15 protein-coding genes are annotated in these 21,382 nt (G+C 61.2%); 6 read left to right on the top strand and 9 right to left on the bottom strand.

Going from position 1 to position 21,382, the window contains the following annotated elements; genetic code table 11:
• The first annotated feature begins 112 nt into the window (after positions 1-112).
• Together I6L44_RS01535 and I6L44_RS01530 are read left to right on the top strand one after the other, a co-directional pair.
• Positions 113-2,146, top strand: a complete 2,034-nt coding sequence (locus I6L44_RS01535) for a M13 family metallopeptidase (RefSeq protein WP_216953077.1) — start codon at positions 113-115, stop codon at positions 2,144-2,146.
• A gap of 120 nt (positions 2,147-2,266) precedes the next feature.
• Entirely contained in the window at positions 2,267-2,704 is a 438-nt protein-coding gene (locus I6L44_RS01530; RefSeq protein ID WP_005347855.1) for a PliI family lysozyme inhibitor of I-type lysozyme, read from the top strand.
• A gap of 80 nt (positions 2,705-2,784) precedes the next feature.
• On the opposite strand, the gene pdxY is transcribed toward I6L44_RS01530, so the two are convergent.
• The 6 genes from pdxY to I6L44_RS01500 all read right to left on the bottom strand — a co-directional run bounded on the left by pdxY (position 2,785) and on the right by I6L44_RS01500 (position 12,270).
• Entirely contained in the window at positions 2,785-3,648 is an 864-nt protein-coding gene (gene pdxY, locus I6L44_RS01525) for a pyridoxal kinase PdxY (RefSeq protein ID WP_216953076.1), read from the bottom strand.
• Positions 3,649-3,741: 93 nt separating this feature from the next.
• A complete protein-coding gene (locus tag I6L44_RS01520) occupies positions 3,742-5,874 on the bottom strand; it encodes a lysine decarboxylase CadA (RefSeq protein ID WP_042055201.1) in 2,133 nt (710 codons plus the stop codon).
• Between the two features lie 77 nt (positions 5,875-5,951).
• A complete protein-coding gene (gene cadB / locus I6L44_RS01515; protein ID WP_005347861.1) occupies positions 5,952-7,286 on the bottom strand; it encodes a cadaverine/lysine antiporter in 1,335 nt (444 codons plus the stop codon).
• Positions 7,287-8,041: 755 nt separating this feature from the next.
• Complete coding sequence (gene cadC, locus I6L44_RS01510) at positions 8,042-9,595, bottom strand: lysine decarboxylation/transport transcriptional activator CadC (RefSeq protein WP_021229174.1); 1,554 nt, start codon at positions 9,593-9,595, stop codon at positions 8,042-8,044.
• A gap of 393 nt (positions 9,596-9,988) precedes the next feature.
• Positions 9,989-11,269: an L-methionine/branched-chain amino acid transporter gene (gene yjeH, locus I6L44_RS01505; RefSeq protein ID WP_216953075.1), complete on the bottom strand. Its 1,281-nt coding sequence runs from the start codon at positions 11,267-11,269 to the stop codon at positions 9,989-9,991.
• Positions 11,270-11,370: 101 nt separating this feature from the next.
• Positions 11,371-12,270 (bottom strand): LysR family transcriptional regulator, encoded by a 900-nt coding sequence (locus I6L44_RS01500; protein ID WP_216953074.1) that lies wholly within the window; start codon positions 12,268-12,270, stop codon positions 11,371-11,373.
• 155 nt (positions 12,271-12,425) lie between these two features.
• Between I6L44_RS01500 and I6L44_RS01495 the strand changes: the two genes are divergently transcribed.
• Positions 12,426-13,466 carry an MBL fold metallo-hydrolase gene (locus I6L44_RS01495; RefSeq protein ID WP_216953073.1) on the top strand — a complete coding sequence of 347 codons (1,041 nt, stop codon included), beginning with the start codon at positions 12,426-12,428 and terminating at the stop codon, positions 13,464-13,466.
• A 53-nt stretch (positions 13,467-13,519) separates the two neighbouring features.
• Here the strand turns inward: I6L44_RS01495 and I6L44_RS01490 are convergent, their stop codons facing one another.
• Positions 13,520-14,812 (bottom strand): HAAAP family serine/threonine permease, encoded by a 1,293-nt coding sequence (locus I6L44_RS01490; RefSeq protein ID WP_005338498.1) that lies wholly within the window; start codon positions 14,810-14,812, stop codon positions 13,520-13,522.
• 498 nt (positions 14,813-15,310) lie between these two features.
• Between I6L44_RS01490 and I6L44_RS01485 the strand changes: the two genes are divergently transcribed.
• Together I6L44_RS01485 and I6L44_RS01480 are read left to right on the top strand one after the other, a co-directional pair.
• The gene (locus tag I6L44_RS01485) at positions 15,311-16,249 is read left to right on the top strand and encodes a LysR family transcriptional regulator (protein ID WP_042055187.1); all 939 of its coding nucleotides are present in this window, start codon (positions 15,311-15,313) and stop codon (positions 16,247-16,249) included.
• Positions 16,250-16,322: 73 nt separating this feature from the next.
• On the top strand, positions 16,323-17,735 hold the full coding sequence (locus tag I6L44_RS01480; protein ID WP_042055186.1) for an MATE family efflux transporter: 1,413 nt from the start codon (positions 16,323-16,325) through the stop codon (positions 17,733-17,735).
• Positions 17,736-17,850: 115 nt separating this feature from the next.
• On the opposite strand, the gene alsS is transcribed toward I6L44_RS01480, so the two are convergent.
• Entirely contained in the window at positions 17,851-19,521 is a 1,671-nt protein-coding gene (gene alsS, locus I6L44_RS01475) for an acetolactate synthase AlsS (RefSeq protein ID WP_216953072.1), read from the bottom strand.
• Positions 19,522-19,539: 18 nt separating this feature from the next.
• The gene (budA, locus tag I6L44_RS01470; protein ID WP_005338506.1) at positions 19,540-20,334 is read right to left on the bottom strand and encodes an acetolactate decarboxylase; all 795 of its coding nucleotides are present in this window, start codon (positions 20,332-20,334) and stop codon (positions 19,540-19,542) included.
• 108 nt (positions 20,335-20,442) lie between these two features.
• Here budA and I6L44_RS01465 point away from each other — a divergent pair, with 108 nt between their 5' ends.
• On the top strand, positions 20,443-21,378 hold the full coding sequence (locus tag I6L44_RS01465) for a LysR family transcriptional regulator (protein ID WP_216953071.1): 936 nt from the start codon (positions 20,443-20,445) through the stop codon (positions 21,376-21,378).
• Positions 21,379-21,382: the final 4 nt, after the last annotated feature.

The raw sequence follows: 21,382 nt of genomic DNA, 5'->3' as shown, positions 1-21,382 counted from the left end.
GAGTGAGGCTCGCCCGCCCTCTCCACCAGGCTGGCCGCAAGGCGGTCGTATAACCGGTTGGAGCAAGGAAGATGGGCAGGGAAGCAAACAATCCGAATTGGAATCAAACAAGATGAACAATAAGAAAAGCTTACTGGCCGGCCTGATTGGACTGGCCCTGCTGGCTGGCTGCAGTCAGGTACCGCAAGACTCCCCCAAACACTCCGGGCTGGCGCTGGCCAATATGGACACCCAGGTCAAACCCGGCGATGACTTCTTCCGTTACGTCAATGGCAAGTGGCTCGCCACCGCCAAGATCCCCGACGATCGCCCCGCCGATGGCGCCTTCTACATGCTGCGGGACAAATCCCTCGCCGATGTGCGGGTGCTGGTCGAGGGGCTGGCCAAGCAGGAGGCTGCCACCGGCACGCCGACCCAGCAGATCCGCGATCTCTACGCCAGCTATCTGGATCAGGCAGGCCGTGACGCCAAGGGGCTCACCCCGCTGGCACCGGCGCTGGCCGATATCGACCGGATCGGTGATCAGGCAGCACTGGCCCGCGCCTTTGCCCAAAGTGGCCGCATGGGCGGCGGCGCGCCGTTTGGCATCTGGATCGACGCCGATGCCAAGTCCCCCGACCGCTATGCGGTCTACCTCTATCAAGGTGGACTGGGGCTGCCGGATCGGGACTACTACCTCAAGCAGGATACCGAGAGTCAGGCCCTGCGCCAGAAGTACCAGCAGCATATCGCCGCCATGCTGAGCCGCCTCGGTGAGTCTGACCCGAGCGGCAAGGCCAAACGGATTCTGGCCCTCGAAACCCGGCTCGCCACCATCCAGTGGGACAACGTCGCCCTGCGGGATCGGGAGAAGAACTACAACAAGCGCCCCGCCAGTGAACTGGCACGGCTCGCCCCTCATCTCGACTGGCAGGCTTATCTCAATGCCGCGGGCATTGCTGGCCAGCCGGAGCTCATCATCGGTCAGCCGACCTATCTGAGCGCGCTGGATCAGGTGATGGCCCAGACCCCCATCGCCGACTGGCAGGCCTACCTCAAGTGGCAACTGCTGACCGACTACGCACCCTATCTCGATAGCGAGACCGACCGGGCCAACTTTGCCTTCTACGGCACCACATTGAGCGGCACGCCCAAGCAGCGCGCCAGCTGGGAGCGGGCGCTGGGGGTGTTGAACGATCATCTGGGTGAAGCGGTCGGCCAGCTCTATGTGGCTCGCTACTTCCCGCCAGCGGCCAAGGAGCGGATGGAGCAGCTGGTGGAGAACCTGCGCACCGCCTACGGCCAGAGCATCAAGGAGCTCGACTGGATGTCGCCACAGACCAAAACCCAGGCGCTCGAGAAGCTGGCCAAGTTCCGACCCAAGATCGGCTATCCGGACAAGTGGAAGGATTACAGCGCCATCGCCATCAAACCGGACGATCTGGTAGGCAACCTGCAGCGCTCGCAAGCCTTCGAGTATGCCGACAATCTGGCTCGCCTCGGCAAGCCGGTCGATCGGGACGAGTGGCACATGTCGCCCCAGACGGTGAACGCCTACTACAACCCGAGCAACAACGAGATCGTCTTCCCGGCGGCCATTTTGCAGCCCCCCTTCTTCGACATGACAGCGGATGACGCAGTCAACTACGGCGCCATCGGCGGGGTGATCGGCCACGAAATGGGCCACGGTTTTGATGATCAGGGGGCCAAATCCGACGGTGATGGCATGATGCGCGACTGGTGGACGCCACAGGATCTCAAGGAGTTCCGCTTCCGCACCAGCCGGCTGGTGGCCCAGTACAACCGCTTCGAGCCCATCAACGGTCAGTTCGTCAACGGCCAGTTCACCCTGGGCGAGAACATCGGCGATCTGGGCGGCCTCACCATCGCCCACAAGGCCTACGAGCTGTCACTGGATGGCAAGGAGGCGCCGGTGCTGGACGGCTTCACCGGCGAGCAGCGCTTCTTCCTCGGCTGGGCGCAGGTGTGGAAAGGGATGTATCGTCCCGAGCTGATGCAGATGCTGCTGCGCTCCGACCCCCACTCGCCGCCCGAGTACCGGGTCAACGGCGTGGTGCCGAACATTCCCGCCTTCTACGAGGCATTCAACATCCAGCCGGGGGACAAGCTCTATCTGCCGCCCCAGAAACGGGTGAAGATCTGGTAATGCACGCCTCTTGTGAGGCATAACAGAGGGGCGGATGCCATGTGTCGGCACCGCCCCATCTCCATACGTTGACGTCAGTGAACGGCCCTGCCGCTCACCGCAGTAACAAGGGTAACGCCTATGAAAACCTTGCTGATGACACTCGGTCTGCTCACTCTGCCCTTGACCGGCCAGGCAGCGGAGAGCTTCTTCAAACAGCTGACACTCCCCTCCGGTCAGGTGATCACGGTGGCTGAAGGACGCGGTGAACCCGCCTCCATCGGCAGCTACGACGTGCGCCTCTACTCCGGCGCCAATCCCCAGTTCCCGCTGGATCAGTTCATCGACGGCAAGGTGCTGCCGCGCGATGGCTCCATCAAGGAGCTGAAATTGCTGGATCTCAACGGTGACAAGCAGCCCGAGCTGGTGGTCATCATGGAGAGCGCCGGCAGCGGCAGCTACCTGAGCGCCGACGCCTTTACCATCAGTGCGCAAGAGGGGCTCGACACCTTCAACCATGTCGAGGGACTCGGGCCCAAGGAGGATGTGATCGAGGCGCTCAAGGATCCCAAGGATTAAGGCGCGACTGCCCCCGTGCTTCAGAAATAGAAAAAGCCCTGACCAGCAGGGCTTTTTTGTATCCAGAATCGGCGACGCTTCTACTCAAGGCGAGTGGCCCGGGTACGCACCAGCGGCAACGCCATTTCGTGCTGGGCCGCCACCAGTTGCAGCTCGTAGGCCCCCGTCAACCAGGTACGAGCCAGCACCGCATCCACGCTGGCGTTGGTAAGTTCGAACGCCGCTACCGGGGTACAACCGGCCAGCAGATTGGCCAGCATGGTGGCGCTCAGCAGATCCCCCACCCCGATGGGGTGGCGAGCAAAAGGGTAGAGCGGGCGGGAGAGGTGAAAGGTCCCCTCATCGCACACCAGCAGCATCTCGAAGCGGTCCATGGCAAAACCGGCCTTGCCCAGATGCTTGACCATCACCAGCTTGACCTCTTGCGCGCGCAGCTGCTGGCACGCCTCGATGGCCTCCGGCACATTGCGGATATCGCGGCCGGTGAGCTGTTCCAGCTCCAGCAGATTGGGGGCCAGCATATCGGCGCAGGCCAGTGCCCTGGTTTTCAGAAAATCGGCGACGCCGGGTGCCACTATGCACCCCTTGTCGGGGTGACCCATCACGGGATCACAAAAATAGAGGGCGGCCGGATTGAGCGCCTTGAGCCGGGCCACCGCCGCCAGGATCTCCTCCCCCTGTTCGGCCGAGCCGAGGTAGCCGCTCAGCAGCGCATCGCACTCGGCCAGCACACCGATCTCCGCCAGGCCGTTTACCAGCTGACGGATATGACCGCCGGGCATCACCATCCCCTGCCAGCCTTCGCTGTATTGGGTGTGGTTGGAGAACTGCACCGTGTTCATCGGCCACACCTCGATCCCGAGGCGACGCATGGGAAAAACGGCGGCGCTGTTGCCGGCACAGCCAAAGACTACGTGGGATTGAATGGAGAGCACTCGCTTCATGGTTGGCGACTCACGCAATAAGAACAGGAATTCCGGAGGGAAAAACGGGCCTTGCGGCCCGTTGTTGTCACTTTCGACTGTTGTCACTGTCGATTAACGCAGCACCTTGACGGTGTAGCTGCCATCGGCCTGACGATAGAGGCCGTGGATATCGGTCTCGAAACCCGGGTAGTGGGCACCGATCTCGCACAGCATCTCGAGGAACTCGAGCACCGGCAGAGAATCCTGGGTCACCATCTCGCCCGGCAGTACCAACGGAACTCCCGGCGGGTACGGCAGGATCATGTTGGCGCTGATGCGGTCAACCATGTCACGCAGCGGCACTTCCACCACGTTGCCGGCCAGCTCCTGCTGCCATGCGGCGTGCGGAGTCATCTTCATCTCCGGCAGTACGTCGAACGCCTTGAACATCAGCTCCGGCAGACGGTACTTGCTGGTCAGCTCGTGAATGCGCTGGGCCAGCTCCTGGATACGCATCCCTTCGTAGAAGCTCGGGTCTTCACGATAGAGGCTCGGCAGGATGTTCTTGATGGTCAGGTTCAGGTCATAACCACGTTTGAACTCGGTCAGGGCGCGCAGCAGTTGCATCGCCTTGGACTGATCGATACCGATGGAGAACAGGAACAGCATGTTGTAGGGGCCGGTCTTCTCGACCACGATGCCGCGCTCGTCCAGGAACTTGGAGACCAGAGAGGCAGGGATGCCCTTCTCCAGCAGCTGGCCGTCACGACCCATACCCGGAGTCAGCAGAGTGACCTTGATAGGGTCCAGGTACATGTGGTTGTCATCGATGTCCTTGAAGCCGTGCCAGTCATCTTTCGGATCCAGCTTCCAGCACTCGACGGTGTCGATGTTGTCCGGCTGCCATACGTCGAAGAACCAGCCTTCGCTCTGATCACGCAGACGCTTGATCTCTTTGCGGAAGGAGATGGCGCGATCGATGGAGTCCTTGATCAGACGCTTGCCGGTGTTGCCACGCATCATGGCAGCAGAGATCTCGGTCGATGCCACGATGCCGTACTGCGGCGAGGTGGAGGTGTGCATCATGAAGGCTTCGTTGAAGGTCTCTTCCTCCACGTCACCCTTGATGTGGATCATCGAGGCCTGGGAGAAGGCCGCCAGCAGCTTGTGGGTGGACTGGGTTTCGTAGAACACCTTGCCCGGCATCGCTTCACCGCTCATGCCGCACTTGCCTTCATAGATCGGGCTGAAGTTGGTGTAAGGCACCCAGGCACTGTCGAAGTGGATGTAAGGGGTATCCAGCGCCTCCTTGATGAAGCCGGTGTTGTAGAGCAGGCCATCATAGGTGGAGTTGGTGACGACGGCGTAACGGGGAGCCTGGGCACCCGGCGTCGCAGCGACTTTGGCAGCGATGGTGTCGCGGCTGAATTCGCTCTGCGGGATACCGCCCAGAATGCCGTAGGCGTTACGGGTCGGACGGAAGTAGATCGGGGTCACGTCGTTCATCATCATCAGGTGAGTGAGCGACTTGTGGCAGTTGCGGTCAACCAGCACAGTGCTGCCAGCCGGCGCTGAGTACATGCCGACGATCTTGTTGGCAGTGGAGGTGCCGTTGGTGACGATATAGGAGCGATCGGCGTTGAAGGTACGTGCGATGTACTCTTCGGCTTCCTTGTGCGGACCTGAGTGATCCAGCAGGGAGCCCAGCTCCGGCATGGAGATGGAGACGTCAGCCTTGAACGCGTTCGGGCCGTAGAAGTCATAGAAGATGCTGCCGGCCGGGCTCATCTGGAAGGCGGTACCGCCCATGTGACCCGGAGTACAGAAGGTGTATTTACCCTCTTCCACGTACTTGAACAGCGCCTTGGTGAACGGCGGCAGGATGGCGTCCTGATACTCCTGAGTGGCCTGACCCATCTTGAGGGCGATGTCGTCAGCCATGCCGAGACGGTACTCGAAGAAGTGCACGTTCAGACGCAGGTCGGTCAGGTGAATGTCCAGGGTGGACTGGTCGTTGGCGAAGGCGAAGATCGGCAGCTTCTCGTTGCGATCGTGGATCTCCTTGCACAGGCCCAGAGAGTATTTGTCCCAGTCGAAGATGGCGCCGCAAACGCGGGGGTTCTTCTCGATCAGTTTCAGCAGGTCGGCCACATCGACCGGATAAACAACCTCGAAACCCTTGCGCTCGAGGGAGGCTTGCAGCTGGCGAATGGGTTCTTCTTTAAAGAAAACGCCCAGGTGGTTGAGGATGGCAATGATATTCATCGTAATGCTCCACACGTAAAGGGGCGCTCTCCATCAGGGATGGTGAGTGAAGAGCGCTCGGAAGATAAAAGGGGGAATTAGTTGCTGGGTTGTTCGTTCAGCAGGGCGTCGTGCTGACGCAGACCCTGTTTTTTGGCGTAGAACATCAGGATGATGAGCGACACCACGAAGGTAGCGGTGAGGTTGGAACCCTTGGCACCCATCAGGGCTACCAGACAGAAGACACAGGCCACACCGGAGAAGATCATGGCGCCGATGCTGCGGGAGGTCATGCCTTCAAAACGGATCAGGTTAATGCTGGAGTAGAAGTAGGGCAGCATGGTCAGCAGCACCGCATCTGTGGTCAGCACGTTGAAGAGATCGGCAGCGTGAGCGGACTGGGAGGTGAAGGCGGTCAGGCCAACCATCAGGGCAGTCATCTTCAGGGAGCCCAGGATCAGACCCTTCTTGGCCACGCCGTTCTTGTCCACTTCGCCGTAGATTTTCGGGAAGTTGCCATCGTTGGCGGCACGCTTGCCCGCCTCGCCTACCAGCATCATCCAGGAACCGAGCGAGGTGAAGCAGGCCAAAGCGGTGAAGGCAGAAACAAACGGCGCAGACCAGCTACCGAAGATGGCGGAAGAGGCCATGGCAAACGGGGCGCCGGAGGCAGCCACTTCACCGGCCGGGAACATGCCGCTGATCACCTGGGTAGAGAGGATGTAGATAACACCGGCGATACCGGTACCCAGCATGGTGGCGAGCGGTACGGTACGCTTCGGATTCTTCACCATGCCGGAAGAGACGGCGGCAGATTCAACACCGACGAAGGACCAGAGGCAGATCAGCACGGCGCTGATGACCGCATGCAGGTCGCTGCCACTGGTGGTGTTCCAGTTCTGGCTGTATACGGTGGCATCAAAATGACCCCAACCCATCACCGCAGTACCGACAACCGGCAGCAGGATCAGCACCAGACCCAGAGTACAGAGTCGGCTCACCCAGCTACCGCCAAGCAGGTTGACGAAGGTGAAGATCCAGACGGCAGCGATGGTGGCTGCGGCGGCCGGGATCGGGCTGTTGAGAATGGGGAAGAAGACCGAGAGGTAGGAGACGCCGGTAATGGCGATGGCCAGGTTACCGATCCAGTTGGCGTGGTAATAAAGCACACCGGTCTGGAAACCGAACACCGGAGAGATCTCGCCAGCGTAAGCAATGGGGCCACCCTCTTGCGGGTTCTTGGTAGCAAGGCGGGCGAAAACGAAGGCGAGGCCCATGGCGCCTACCAGACAGATTGCCCAGCTAAAGACAGAGATGGAGCCGATGGTGGCCAGTGCCGAAGGCAGCAGCGCGATGCCACTCCCCATCATGTTGCCGGCCACCACACCTGTACAGGCGATAAGGCCAATCTTCTTGCTCGTATCTAGGGACATAAGATCTCCGGTTCTATAAAAGGTCGGGTCGTCACATACACATTTGGCGGAACGCCCCGCCAAAGAATGGGCACAGACTAGGCCTCTCATCCCCGGAAAACATAAAGACCAGCTAACGGATAAAAATATGAGGCAACTTTTTTCGCCGCCTCGTCGCTTTTGATAAAAACCATTTAAAAACAGTCAATTGACATCACATCACACAGCCGTCTTGATAAAACCTTGATATCCGGCCAACCCGTTTTTGCCCCTTGATAACCCCCTTATCTCGCCGTCTTGATATTTTTGGCCAGATAAACCCGGGATAAAGCAGCTCCCAATGCGCCCACTCCCCTTGTAACCATCCGAACGCCCAGCTGACCATCACCCTGAGTGGCCACTCACCTCCTGCTTTCCCCTTCGCTCGGCTCATCACAATCCTGGCTCAGAGGTAAAGCACTACGGCGATAACCGGTCAGCAATGAGAAATAGGTCGTGACGGAGAGCTTATCCCGCCGCCAACCATGAGCGGATGTCACAAGCTGCGTGCGCGGCGTGAAGCCGAACAAACGCGAGTGCAGCGAATGCCGCGGGCAAGGCAAAGGCAAGTGGGGATAGTGGGGAGCTGCGGGGGATAAATCATGACTCACCAGAGCGACTATCCCCAATAGCAGGCAGCAGGATTGAGACGAGCAGAAACAGCACAGGCCGCTCGAAGGCAGCCTGTGGATGAGGTCGGCAACCGCACCGACCGGGGGAAAACCAACACTGCGGTGTTAGAAGAGCTTCACCTTGCTCTGGCCCAGCGCATTGAACAGAGCCGGGGTGAGGCTCTCCATATTGCTGTAGAAACCGAGCTGCTGGCAGAGCAGATAGGTCTGCTCGGTCGCCTCCATCAGAAAGGCCTGACTGTAGGCATCACCCGCCGCCTCGGGACGACCGTCCAGCTCCGCCAGCTTGCCCTGCAGTATGTAATAGAGCACCGAGCGGCCGCGACTCGCCGCCTTCTCCAGCAGATAGTTGGCCTGCTGTTGCTGGCCGTTGAGGATCGCCTGCAGGGTCAACGCCTCCCACACCCGGGCTGGCAGGGCGCCGCTGTTTTGCACCACGCTGGCGAGATGGGTGCCAATCCCCTGCAGCCGCTCGCTCTCAGATTTGCCCGCCAGGGTGGCCAGCGCCTCGCCCGCCAGATAGCGCTCCGCCAACAGCAGCGGCTGATCCGGATGGGCAATCAGCGCCTGCTCCAGCAGATCGATGCCGCGCTTGAGGGCGACCGGATCCCGGCTGTTGATGTAGTACTGCGCCTCCATCATCGCCATCAGGGAGGCATCATCGGTCGGCCAGCCCATCCCCGGCTCGGCATCGGGTTGGTCGAGGGCGCGCAGCAGATCCTGGCTGCTGGCCTGCAACACGCCGTGCACACTGTGGCGACTGAGCTGGTACTGATGGCTGAACAGCACCCGGTTGGTATTGATATTGCGATACTCCAGATCGAGATAGGTGCCACGGGGCTGGCGGGTGACCCGCACACTCAGCTCCTTGCCGGGCATGATGCCCCCCATCAGAGTGGTGGCGCCGTACTGCACCCGCAGCGGCGTAGCTACCGCCACCTCCCCCATCAGGGCGCGGGTAATGCCATCGGCGAGGCGCACGTTCTCGTTGTTGTCATCCATGCCGGAGTGGAAGCGAAACACCAGCAGGTTGGGATCCAGCATGGCATGCACCTGGGGGCTGGTGTGCTGGTAGCTGAGCATGCTGACAATGGCGATCAGCACGATGGCAACGAAGATATCAAAACTCACCATCTTCCAGCGGCTGCGGGCATCCTTGGCATGGGTGGAGATGGCGCGGGTCAGGGGCCCGGCGGGAAAAGGGGCAACATTGGGCTGTGCATCATCATCCTGCTCAGCCACGGGCGGGCTCAGATCGGAGAGAGTCGGGTTGTCGGAGAGAGCGGTATTGACCGCGGGCGCGGGCTGCTCGTCCGCCATCACCACTGAAACCACCTGTAGCGGCCGCACTGGTGCCACCAGCTTGTAGCCGCGCTTGGGTACGGTGACGATATAGTCGGTCGCATCGGTGCGACCATCTTTGAGGATCTTGCGCAGTTCGAAGATGGACTGGGTCACTACCTGATCGGTCACCTCGGCGCCATCCCACACCTCGTTGATCAGGGCATCGCGGCCAAACACGGTGCCGGCATTGTGGGCCAGAAACCGCAACAGATTGACCAGTCTGGGTTCGAGGTAGACCTCGCGGTCGGGGCGACACAACATGTTGTCGTCAACGCTCAGGGTCCAGTCATGGATCTCAAAAACCGATTCGCTCATGATTCACTCGCAGCAGATGGAGACAATGCTCGATGAGAGTGACGCAGGACCTGGGCTGACTGAACGGAACGAAGCGCTGTCACGCAAGGGCGACAGAGAAGAAGAGAACCGAAGCAATCACATCTCTGAGAGTCAGTCTGGCCAGGCCATCCTGTTTACGTCTGAAGGGCATCCTTGCGGGCATTCCGACCACCGGGATCGGAAGGGCTCACTTTAAGCAAAACGGGAGCTGGATCCCACTTTTTTTGGCTATAAATCGCCGTTGAGTTGATCCGACACCGCACTTTTCGGCAAATAGCGTGCCAACTAGTATTCATATGAACATCCCATATGCCGGAATCAAAAAGCCCTGAACATCAGGGCTTTCTCATTTCTTCGACCATCGGGGAGACGTTACTTCGCTACCGGGAGCGCATCCTGCTGACGACTGCGGCGCAGATGACGCCGCCACAACGAGAAGCTGCCGTAGCCAAGACTCAGCACCACCGCATAGAGCACCTGAGTGGCGAGCGCCACCAGCACCAGAGCGCAGAGCAGCACGCTTATCCCCGCCAGCCCCTTGCCCACCCCGCCGAGCAGACGCCAGCCCGCCGCCATGCAGAGCAGATAGACCAGCACGAAATTGCCGTTGGCGTAGCGGATCAGCTCATCGAGCGGCAGTCGCAGCCAGATGATGAGGGTGATACAGAGCAGGCAGATGGCGAGCACCAGACCGAGCGCCCGCAGCGGCGCGCCGCGCGCGGTGAGCACGGCCAGCGAGGGGGGCAACTTGCCTTCCCGCGCCATGCTCCAGATCAGCCGGGCAAAGCCCTGAATGTAGATGTTGATGCTGGCAAAGCAGGAGAGGTAGCCGAGCACCGCCACCAGCCACTTGGCGGTGGGGCCGAGCAGCAGCGCCAGCAGGGAGGGGATGGCGGTGGCGTTTTTCGCCTCATCGCCGTAGAGGCCATATTTGAGCACCACCAGCGAGTGGATCCAGTAGATAAGCCCCGCCAGCAGCACACCGCCGAGCAGGGCAATGGGGTAGTCCCGCTCCGGCCGCTTGAACTCCTCCCCCATATGGGCGAAGGCTTCCAGCCCGACGAAACACCAGAACATCACCGCCAGCGCGGTGGCCATGGCAGGCCACTCGTCCGTTGTCGGCAGCGGCCGGGCCGCATCGCGCCAGCTCACCTCCCCCTTGAACCAGATAAGCAGGGTGAGCCCCAAAATGGCGAGCGCGATCAGCAGTTGCAGATTGCCGGAGGAGCGCGCCCCGCGCAGCCCCAGCAGAAAGACCCCGAGCAGGGTCAGCAGCTGGATGGCCCAGAGGGTCCACTCCCCCATCTCGAACAGGGCATGCCAGAAGCCGGCGGCAATCATCAGGGCGGCAGGCAGCCCCACCGGCAGCACAGCCAGAAACAGGAAGGCGGAGAAGCGCTCGGCGCCGTTGCCAAAAGCGAGGCCGATCAGGTGCGGCGCGCCGCCCGCATGGGGATAGCGACGGCCGAGGCGAGCGAAGGTAAAGGCGATGGGCAGCACCAGCGCAATCAGCAGCAACCAGGCCCAGAGCGAGGCCCCCCCCGCCAGCGAGGCGGCAGTCGCCGGTACCACGAAGATCCCGGTGCCGAGCAGCGAGGTGGCGAGCAGCCCCATCCCCTGCCAGAGCCCGAGATCCTTTTTCAACCCAGACATATCCTTTTGTCCCGACTAGAAAAACATCCCGCCATGTTAGGCCTGCTCCGCCCCTTTGTTAAGCACGATGGTTAAGCGCGGCTGCGAGAATATGTAGCCTTTTATTCAGGCTCGGGCCCAGCTTGCAGGGATTCGGCCAGAAAATCCCCCAGCAGGGTGATCTTGAGCACCTGCCGCCGCGCCGCCGGATAGATGAAGTAGAGGGTCTTGGCCGGGCTCTGATAGCGGCCAAGCAGCGGCAGCAGACGCCCCGCAGCGATATGCTCACGCACCTGTTCGGCTGGCTGCAAGGTGATGCCAGCCCCCGAGAGCGCAGCCGTCAATAAGGCTGGCCAGTGATTGATGCGCAGGCGCGAGGCGACCCGCACCTCCTCGCTCTGGCCATCCTCCCCGACAAACTGCCAACGCTCGTGCTCCCCCCAGTTGCCGTGCAGGCACTGGTGGCGAGCGAGATCGGCCGGATGACGGGGTACGCCGTGGCGATTGAGGTAGTCGGGGGCCGCGCAGAGCCGGTAGTGCTGGGTCAGCAACGGACGGGCGATCAGCGCCTCATCCTGCGGGCGCAGGGTGCGGATGGCGGCATCGAATCCCTCCTCCACCAGATCGACCCAGCGCGGGGTGAGCTGCAGATCCAGATCCAGCTTGGGGTAGCGGTCAAGAAAAGCGGGCAGCAGCGGCACCAGCCGGTGGTGGCCAAAACTGAGGGGAGCGGCGATGCGCAGCCGTCCGGCCGGCTCGGCCAGCAGGTTCTGGGTGAGCGACTCGGTCAGTGCCAGCTCCTCCAGCACCCGCTGGCAGCGAGCGAGAAACAGCTGGCCCAGTTCGGTGAGGCTCTGCTGGCGGGTGGTCTTGTGAAACAGCTTGCCCCCCAGCCACTGCTCCAGTCCCAGCACATGCTTGCCCACCATCTGGGCGCTGATCCCCTCTTCGCTCGCCACCGCGCTGTAGGAGCCGAGAGCCACCACCCGGGTGAAGATTCGCATGCTGGTCAATCGGTCCACAACCCCTCCTTTTTGCCCGTTTCAAGGCCGTTTGTCCCGCGACCAGGGCCCCAATTCACAACCAAAAGTTTAGTAAGAAATGGATTTTAGCCAATTTATTCAACTTTTAGTTACCAATACAGTGATGCCGTCCCTTCCCCACAGGATAAATTCCCATGAAAAGCACCTATCTGGCCGCATTACTGGTCGGTCTGCTGGCCAGCGGCGCCAGTCAGGCTGCCGAGAGCAGCTTTATCAGCAACCACGATCATGCCCCTGCCTCAGCAACTCAAGCCCGGCCCGATATCTTTCGGGTCAGCCTGCTCGGCACCGGCACCCCGGTGCCCCAGATCAGCCGCGGCGGCTACAGCACCCTGGTCGAGGCGGGCAACCAGAAGCTGGTGTTCGATTTTGGCCGCAACTCCGCCACCCGGTTGTGGCAACTGCATATCCCCATCGGCCGGGTCAACGCCTTCTTCCTCACCCACTTCCACTCGGATCACACCAACGGGCTGGCGGATCTCTGGCTGACCGGCTGGCTGCAACCGGCCTATGGCCAGCGCCATGCACCGATGGAGCTTTACGGGCCCAAGGGCACCGATGCCCTGGCTCACGGCCTGCAGCAGGCCTACGCCACCGATATCGCCACCCGGGTCAAGGATGAGGGGACGCCGCTGGACGGGGTGAAGATCAACAGCCACGAGGTGACTGCCGGGGTGGTCTACGACCGGGATGGGGTCAAGGTGACCGCCTTTGACAACGACCACGGGGTCAACATCAAGCCGTCGTTTGGCTATCGCATCGACTACCACGGCCACAGCGTGGTGCTCTCCGGCGATACCCGCTACAGCCCGCAGGTGGTGAAAGAGGCCAAGGGAGCCGATCTGCTGGTGCACTGCGTCTCCATGACCTCGGCCGAGCAGATGAAGGCCAACCCGGGCTACAAGGCGATCGCCGGGCACCTCGCCTCCCCCGAGCAGGCCGCCCGCGTGCTGAACGAAGCCAGACCGGCCCTGACCGTGTTCAGCCACATCGGACTCAACGGCAAGATCAGGGTCAAAGATCTGGCGCAGGATCTGCGTGCCCGCTACACAGGTCCCTTCGTCATCGGCAATGACCTGATGCAGATTGACCTGCCCACTACGCCGTCCGGCAAGGGCTACGCCCTCTGGCAGTCGGAAAATATCGACAATGCCCAATCTGAATCCCGGCCATAAAAAAGCCGCCTCTTGCGAGGCGGCTTCTTCATTCAACTTGGTAACCGGAGTTATCAGGCAATCAGCTTGTAGATGATACCGGACATGGCGATCAGGCCGATGATGGTCACGAAGCCGTTGCTGATGTTGCCAGCGTATTTGCGCATGGCCGGAACCTTGGTGATGGCGTACATCGGCATCAGGAACAGCAGCATTGCGATGATCGGGCCGCCCAGGTCTTCAATCATGCCGAGGATGCTCGGGTTGATGGTGGCGATGGCCCAGGTGGTCAGGATCATGAACACGGCAGTGACTTTGTTCAGTTGCTTGGTGTCAACGTTCTTGCCCTTCTCGCGCAGCGCCTTGGCCATCAGGCCGTTCATGCCCTCTTGCGCACCCAGGTAGTGACCCAGGAAGGATTTGCTGATGGCAACCATGGCGATCAGCGGAGCCACAGTACCGATAACCGGGTTATCGAAGTGGTTGGCCAGGTAGGACAGGATGGAGATGTTCTGTTCTTTGGCAGCAGCCAGGTCAGCCGGGGAGAGGCTCAGTACGCAGCTGAATACGAAGAACATAACGGTCATCACCATCATGACGTGGGCGCCCAGCAGGATGTTGCTGCACTTCTTCTCGGCACCTTCACCGTAACGACCTTTGTTGTCCACCGCGAAGGAGGAGATGATCGGGGAGTGGTTGAAGGAGAACACCATTACCGGGATAGCCAGCCACAGGGTCTTGATGAAGTCACCGTTGAAGGCGTCGGACAGGGCCGGAGCTTCAGTGATGATGGCACCGTTCCAGTGCGGGATCAGGTAGAACGCCAGACCCATCAGGGTGAGCACGAACGGGAATACCAGCACGCTCATCGCTTTGACGATAACCTGGCCGCCCAGACGAACAACCGCCATCAGACCGAGGATCAGAGCCAGTGACAGAACGGCACGGGGAGGTGCAGACATACCCAGCTGGTGAACAATCACGCTCTCGACGGTGTTGGTGATAGCGACTGAATACATCAGCACGATCGGGTAGATGGCAAAGAAGTAGAGCAGGGTGATGAATTTGCCTGCGGTCTTACCGAAGTGCTCTTCTACTACTTCAGTGATGTCGCCATCACGGGTAGAGCCGGACAGCACGAAGCGGGTCAGACCACGGTGAGCAAAGAAAGTCAGCGGCAGCGCCAGGATCAACATGGCAACCAGCGGCCACAGGCCACCTACACCGGCGTTGATTGGCAGGAAGAGCACACCGGCACCGATCGCGGTACCGTACAGACCCAGCATCCAGACCACATCGGCCTTGTTGACGCCGCGGGAGGTGTTGCTGGCTAAACGACCATCAGCTGCAATATTCATGTCAGACATACGTTGTTCCTGTCATCTAGGAAAATGGGATTCTTGTTTGGTCGGGCCTTGGCCCGGTTCCATCTCCCTGGAACGCCTGCTGTCCGTCCTTGATATTAACCTCTCGCCCCCCGGCAACCTGGCCATCACTCCTTGTGACAACAGGATTGCAACAAACAACAGTGCGAGATTTTGACCCTGAGGGTCGGCGCCCGTCTCACTTAACAACCGATTAACGTGCGCCACTCTTGATGGGCTGACTTTAATTAAATGCCCTTATTAATCACAGCGTTTTTTTGAATTAATCAACCAAAGTTTGATTTTGGTCGCCTTTCGGACGACCAAGATCACACTCAAAGCGCCTTATTGTGAGTTTTTTTTAACAATTCAACTTAGTTTCACTGGAATCAATGGCCTGATAGCAGCTACATATTTGCAACAAGCCACCCGTTTAGCGCGGATTGTGTGCAGCACGGCCTTGGCGTACCCTTGTGACTCACGCCTTTTTGTTGATTGATGATGACCATTACCCGTACCGATCTCGCCGAACTGGCGGTATTTGCCGCCGTCGCCCGTCACCGCAGTTTCAGCAAGGCTGCCCTCGAGCTCGGGGTCTCCGCCTCCGCCCTCAGCCATAGCCTGAAGGGGCTGGAAGCCCGTCTGGGGGTGCGGCTGCTCAACCGCAGCACCCGCGCCGTGGTGCCGACCGAAGCGGGCCAGCGGCTGCTCAAACAGCTGCTCCCCACCCTCAATACCCTGGAAGAGGCGCTTTGCGAGCTGGCCCGCAACAGCGACGAGCCGGTAGGGAGACTCAAGCTCTGCGCTCCGCGCGGCGCCATCGACAGCCTGCTGGCACCTGTGCTGATCGACTATCTGGCCCGTTATCCGCGGATGCAGGTGGAGGTAGTGGAGCAGGAGCTGATGCCCCGGCTGATTGAAGATGGTTACGATGCCGCGCTCTTTTATGGCGATCTGCTGCCCAAGGAGATGATCGGCATCCCCCTCGGCCCGCCTCAGCGTTATCTGGTGGTGGGCTCCCCGGCCTATCTGGCGGAGCACGGTACGCCGGAACACCCGAGCGAGCTGAGCCGCCACGCCTGCATCGGCTATCGCCTCACTCCGCACCACCACTATCGCTGGGCCTTTGCCGCCGATGGCACCATGCTGGAGATCGAAGTGACCGGGCCGCTCACCACCAGCACCCCGGCCCTCTATCTGGGCGCCGCCGAGGCGGGGCTGGGACTGGCCTACTGTCTGGAAGAGGAGGTAAGCCAAAAGGTCGCGGAAGGGAAACTGCTCACCGTGCTGGAGCCCTGGTGCCCTACCTTTGCCGGCTTTTACCTCTTCTATCCCAGTCGGCATCAACTGGGCAGCGGGCTGCGCATCCTGATCGACATGCTCAAGGCCCACTACCAAAACCCCGGATTAGTGAGTAATACTCAGCAATTCATCAAGTGAAACCCTGATTATCACCAAATAAGTATTAATCTAGACTAGCTGTTCGATAATCGAACTCCCCGAGAGAACAGATATGTCTGCCTATTTAACACTGCGGCAACGGGCCATGACCCGTCGCTTCTGGGCTTACGCCCTCCCCTCCATTCTTGCCATGCTGGTCTCGGGGGCCTACTACCTCATCGACGGCATCTTCGTCGGCCACTATGTCGGTGCCGCTGGCCTCGCCGGGATCAACCTGGTCTATCCGGTCATCATGGTGCTGATCGGTCTGGCCGCCATGATCAGCATGGGGGCGGCCACTGCCATCTCCTTCCAGCAAGGGGCGAAAAACGACACGCTGGCCCGTCAGGCGCTGGTCAACGCCCTCTGGCTGCTGGCCGGACTCGGGGGCGTTGCGCCGGTGCTGCTCTATTACACCCACACCGATATCCTGCTGGGGCTGGGGATTGAACAGGGCACCGAGACCTGGAAACAGGCGAGTGACTACCTCACCTGGATTGGCGGCGGTACCCTGCTGCTGGCGAGCAATCTGGCGGTGCCCTATCTGCTGCGCAACGATGGTCGCCCGAAACTGGCCATGGTGCTGGTGAGCAGCGGCGCCGTGCTCAATATCATCCTCAACTACATCATGGTGGGTCGGCTGGGGCTGGGACTGATCGGGACCGCGCAAGCCACCCTGATGGCAGAGGGTGCGGTGAGCCTGATCGGCCTAGGCTACTTCTTTACCCCCTGGGCGCGGCTGCGCCTCAGCTGGCGGGATCTGGTGCCCAACCTCCCCGCCATGCCGCACCTGCTCTTTACCGGTCTGCCGAGCTTGATTGCCCAGTTCAACCTCGGCCTGCTGCTGATGCTGCACAACAGCCAGCTGATGGTGTACGGCAATGTGAAGGATCTGGCGGGCTTTACCGTGGCCGGTTACACCGAAGCTGTCTTTATCGTCATCCTGCAGGGGCTCGCCTTCGGCATTCAGCCGCTCATCAGCAAGGCGGCAGGGGCCAAGCGCCACCGCAACCTCAAGTACCTGATGGAGATGGGGCTCAAGTTCACCTTTATCTACGGCATGCTGGTGTGGCTCACCATCCAGCTGCTGCCGGGACAGGTCGCCATGCTCTATACCGGCGACAAGGATCCCGAGCTGCTGGCCGCCGCCATCAGCAGTCTGACCCTCAACCTCGGCGCCATTCCGCTGGAGGGGATCATCATGTTCGGCATCGTGCTGCTGCAATCCATGGCGCGTACCCGTCAGGCGCTGGTCATCTCCATCGCCAAAACCGTGTTGCTGCTGCCGCTCATCTTCCTGCTGCCGCAACTGTGGGGGCGTGATGGGGTGCTGATGGCCCAGCCCGCCACCGTGCTGCTGCTCACCCTGCCGCTCTGCTGGCTGCTGTGGCGCGAGTGGCTGCGCCTGAAGATGGCCTGCGCGCCAAAAAACAAGCGTCGCCCGCAACCGGCCCGCGCACGCGCCGCCGTCCAGCTGGCCCGTTAAGGCCACCAATCCCGCAAAACAATAAAAAACCGGCATCCATTGATGCCGGTTTTTGCTATATGGGCGGGTCTGCCTGCCCTTACACAGGGATTCAGGCCAACACCGCTGCCCACACTTATGCCAATACTTCTGGCCTGAGCTGGGCCATCAGCCCCGGGTTGTCGGAGTAATCCACCGGAATGGCTACCACAGCTGGCCCCTCCACCGCCAGCGCAGCACGCAGGGTGGCGCGCAGCTCGTCGGCCGAGCGCACCGCAAACCCGGCCGCCCCGAACGATTCGGCATAGCGTTTGAAGTCGATGGGGCCAAAAGAGACGCCGGAGGTGCGGCAATACTTCTGCTGCTCCTGCATCGCCACCATGTTGTAGCCGTTATCGACCCAGATGATGTGAACGATATTGCTCTTGAGCCGCACCGCCGTCTCCAGCTCCATGCTCGACTGCATAAAGCTGCCATCCCCCGATACCGAGATCACCTTCTCACCCGGCCGCACCAGCGCCGCACCGATGGCCCACGGCAGTGCCACCCCCATGGTCTGCTGACCGTTGGAGATCAACACCTGACGAGCACGGAAGCTGTAGAGGTAGCGGGCAATCCAGATATGGAAGCTGCCCATGTCGACGCAGAGGGTCATGTCGTCGCGCACCAGATCCTGCAGCTCGCGCACGATACGCAAGGGGTGAACCGGATTGCCGTGCAGATCGTCGGCCCGCATCGCCAGTCGCAACCGCTGCTGGCGAACCCCTTGCAGCAGCCGATCCACCTCGGGGGGACGGATTTTCGGATTGCCCATGATGCGGGTCAGCTGCAACAGGTTGGCGCGGATCGACCCCACCAGCTCGGCGGTCGGGCAGTAGCTGCTATCGATATCGGCAGGCAGCACATCGATATGGAGGATGCGCCGCTCCCTGTCGCCATTCCACAGCACGGGGTCGTACTCGATGGGGCTGTAGCCGATGCAGATCACCAGATCGGCCCCCGCCAGCAGCTGATCCCCCGGCTGGTTGTTGAAGAGCCCCACCCGCCCGGCAAAGTCATCGAAGTGGCAGCTGTCCACCACCCCGGCGGCCTGATAGGTACCGGTCACCGGCAGCCGCGCCTTGTCGAGGAAGGCGCGCACTGCCTCGGCATTTTCCGGCCGGCTCGCCATCAGGCCGAGCAGTACCACCGGATTCTCGGCATTGCTCAGCAGGGTCAATGCCTGCTCCATATTCTGTTCATCGGCGCAGCCCGGCTCCGGCACATCGCGGGGCACCAGTACATTGCCCTGCACCGGCTTGTTGATGATATCCATCGGCAGGCTGACAAACGCCGCCCCCGGCCGCCCCAGCTCGGCGGCACGAAAGGCGTTGGCCATCACTTCGGAGATCGCCGCCCCGCTGTTGACCTGGGCACTGAACTTGGTGACCGGACGGCAGAGGTTGACCGTATCCATGCTCTGATGAGTGAGCTTGAGGCCATCGGCACGGCGCACGGCGCCGCCCAGCGCCACCATGGGGTCCCCCTCCGAGGTGGCCGTCGCCAACCCGGTAATAAGGTTGGAGCAACCGGGGCCCGAGGTGACCAGCGCCACCCCCGCCTTGCCGGTGAGACGCCCCACGGCGGCCGCCATAAAGGCGGCGTTCGCCTCGTGGCGCACCACTATGGTCTCGATGGGGGAATCCTCCAGCGCATCGAATACCCGGTCAATCTTGGCGCCAGGAATGCCAAACACCTGCTTGACCCCCTGCGCCTCCAGATGACGAACCACCAGCTCGGCACCGCACTTCCACTGTCTGTTTTCCATGTTATTGCTCCTTGTCTATCAGCCTTCGGCGGCTTGAATGGCGCGATCGAGATCGGCGGGGTTGAGGTCGGCCTGCCGGAAAGCGGGATCCGATGGCAGGGCCAGATTGAGGTGACGCACCACAGAAAGCCGCAGGGTGCCGTGGGCCATGGTGTAGTCGAGCAGATGGCCGCCCCCCTTGCGATCGGCGGTGATCATGTGCTCGTGAAAACCCGCCACATTGACCCCCTGCACGAACGGCGGGCAGCGAAAGCCCACCAGAGTTCCCGCCACCGCGGCAAAGCGGAATAGCGGCTGCTGTTCGATGGCTTCCAGCATGGGGCGATAGGGGGGCTCCTGACGCGGCACGGTACGGACCTTGGCTGTTTCAAACTGGCCGTCGAGACGCAGGGCGACGAAGACGTTGTCGGAGCCCACCAGCCGATCCACCCACTGGTGGATCTCGTCACGGCTCAGGGGATGGTCGAAGCGACGCTCCAGACAGGGGCGAAAATGGGTCATCACCGCAAAGGGGGTCTTCTGATCGGCGCGGGCGGGCCGGGCCGAGCCATCGGAGCGCAACTGGTGGATCTGGCGCTCGAAGGCGATCAGCTCGCCATCGAGGTGGTTGAAGGTACCGAGACCAAAATCGCCGTGGCGCAGCAGCTCGCTCATGGTGGTCTCCCCTTCGTAGACCCCCGCCAGCAGGGCGCTCATCAGGGAACTCTGGTAGATCTCGCCACCGTCATGCTGCCTGCGCCAGCGGGAAAACTGCTGGCTCACTTCGAGGGCACAGCTGCACCCGGCACTGTCAGATGTTGCAATATGTTCCATTCGGGTTTCACCTCCACCGTGAATCCTGTTAGCGTTCGGATCCAATGGTGACTTGGTTCACATTTCAACACCAATACGCTGATCCCATGACTTTGAGACTCAATCGATATGGAACTTCGTACGCTCCGCTACTTCATGGCCGTTGTTGAAAAGCAGAATTTCACCCGCGCAGCCGAATCACTCAACATGGCTCAGCCGCCCCTGAGCCAGCAGATCCGCAAGCTGGAGGAGACCCTGGGCACCCCGCTGCTGCGCCGTTTGACCCGCAGTGTCGAACTGACCGAGGCGGGCGAGAGCCTCTATCGGGATGCGGCGCAGATCCTGGCGCTGGCCGATGCGGCAAAACAGAAGGTAAAGCGGATTGCCCGGGGCGAGCAGGGGGCGCTGCGGATCGGCTTTGCCGGTTCCACCGTGCTCCACCCCGCGGTGCTGACCCTGCTGCACGACTATCGGGAGCGCTACCCCGAGGTGGCCCTCAGCCCGCAGGAGGGCACCATGCCGGCACTGGTGGAGGCGCTGCGCAACGATCGGCTGGATGCAGCCATCTTGCGGCTCCCCTGCCGGGGTAGCGAGGGCTTTGCCCATCACCTTATCGAGCAGGAGCCGCTGCTGATCGCCCTGCCCACCAGCCACCCCAAAGCCAAGCCGGGCCCCTTGCCACTGGCCAGCCTGAAGGACGAGAGTTTTATTCTGTTTCCCCACGCCATCGGGCCCGGGCTCTATGACGGCATCGTGGGTCTCTGCCGGGAGGCGGGGTTTGAGCCGATACTGGGGCCCGAATGCCCGCAGGTGATCTCTACCGTCGGCATGGTGCAGGCGGGCTTTGGCGTGACTCTGGTGCCCAGCTCGGTGGCGGCGCTGCGCCCGCTCGGGGTCAGTTATCACCCCATCGCCGGCAACGGCATGATGACCAGTATCAGTCTGGCGACACGGCCACACCCAAGCAGTGCCGTGTTGCGGCACTTTATCGCCCAGATCCGTGCCGCCCAGATACGACAAGACCTCCCGAAGGAGGCCCTGTTAAACAAGCTTGAACCGGCCTGATGCG

Source organism: Aeromonas sp. FDAARGOS 1414, assembly GCF_019047065.1.
Classification (GTDB): Bacteria; Pseudomonadota; Gammaproteobacteria; order Enterobacterales; family Aeromonadaceae; genus Aeromonas; species Aeromonas veronii_A.
This window is presented reverse-complemented; position numbering and strand designations above follow the sequence as displayed.

What these genes read in the sequence shown, in the direction of transcription:
- I6L44_RS01535 (WP_216953077.1), top strand. Translation starts at nt 113, where the DNA reads ATGAACAATAAGAAAAGCTTACTGGCCGGCCTGATTGGACTGGCCCTG.
- I6L44_RS01530 (WP_005347855.1), top strand. Translation starts at nt 2,267, where the DNA reads ATGAAAACCTTGCTGATGACACTCGGTCTGCTCACTCTGCCCTTGACC.
- pdxY (WP_216953076.1), bottom strand. Translation starts at nt 3,648, where the DNA reads ATGAAGCGAGTGCTCTCCATTCAATCCCACGTAGTCTTTGGCTGTGCC.
- I6L44_RS01520 (WP_042055201.1), bottom strand. Translation starts at nt 5,874, where the DNA reads ATGAATATCATTGCCATCCTCAACCACCTGGGCGTTTTCTTTAAAGAA.
- cadB (WP_005347861.1), bottom strand. Translation starts at nt 7,286, where the DNA reads ATGTCCCTAGATACGAGCAAGAAGATTGGCCTTATCGCCTGTACAGGT.
- cadC (WP_021229174.1), bottom strand. Translation starts at nt 9,595, where the DNA reads ATGAGCGAATCGGTTTTTGAGATCCATGACTGGACCCTGAGCGTTGAC.
- yjeH (WP_216953075.1), bottom strand. Translation starts at nt 11,269, where the DNA reads ATGTCTGGGTTGAAAAAGGATCTCGGGCTCTGGCAGGGGATGGGGCTG.
- I6L44_RS01495 (WP_216953073.1), top strand. Translation starts at nt 12,426, where the DNA reads ATGAAAAGCACCTATCTGGCCGCATTACTGGTCGGTCTGCTGGCCAGC.
- I6L44_RS01490 (WP_005338498.1), bottom strand. Translation starts at nt 14,812, where the DNA reads ATGTCTGACATGAATATTGCAGCTGATGGTCGTTTAGCCAGCAACACC.
- I6L44_RS01485 (WP_042055187.1), top strand. Translation starts at nt 15,311, where the DNA reads ATGACCATTACCCGTACCGATCTCGCCGAACTGGCGGTATTTGCCGCC.
- I6L44_RS01480 (WP_042055186.1), top strand. Translation starts at nt 16,323, where the DNA reads ATGTCTGCCTATTTAACACTGCGGCAACGGGCCATGACCCGTCGCTTC.
- alsS (WP_216953072.1), bottom strand. Translation starts at nt 19,521, where the DNA reads ATGGAAAACAGACAGTGGAAGTGCGGTGCCGAGCTGGTGGTTCGTCAT.
- budA (WP_005338506.1), bottom strand. Translation starts at nt 20,334, where the DNA reads ATGGAACATATTGCAACATCTGACAGTGCCGGGTGCAGCTGTGCCCTC.
- I6L44_RS01465 (WP_216953071.1), top strand. Translation starts at nt 20,443, where the DNA reads ATGGAACTTCGTACGCTCCGCTACTTCATGGCCGTTGTTGAAAAGCAG.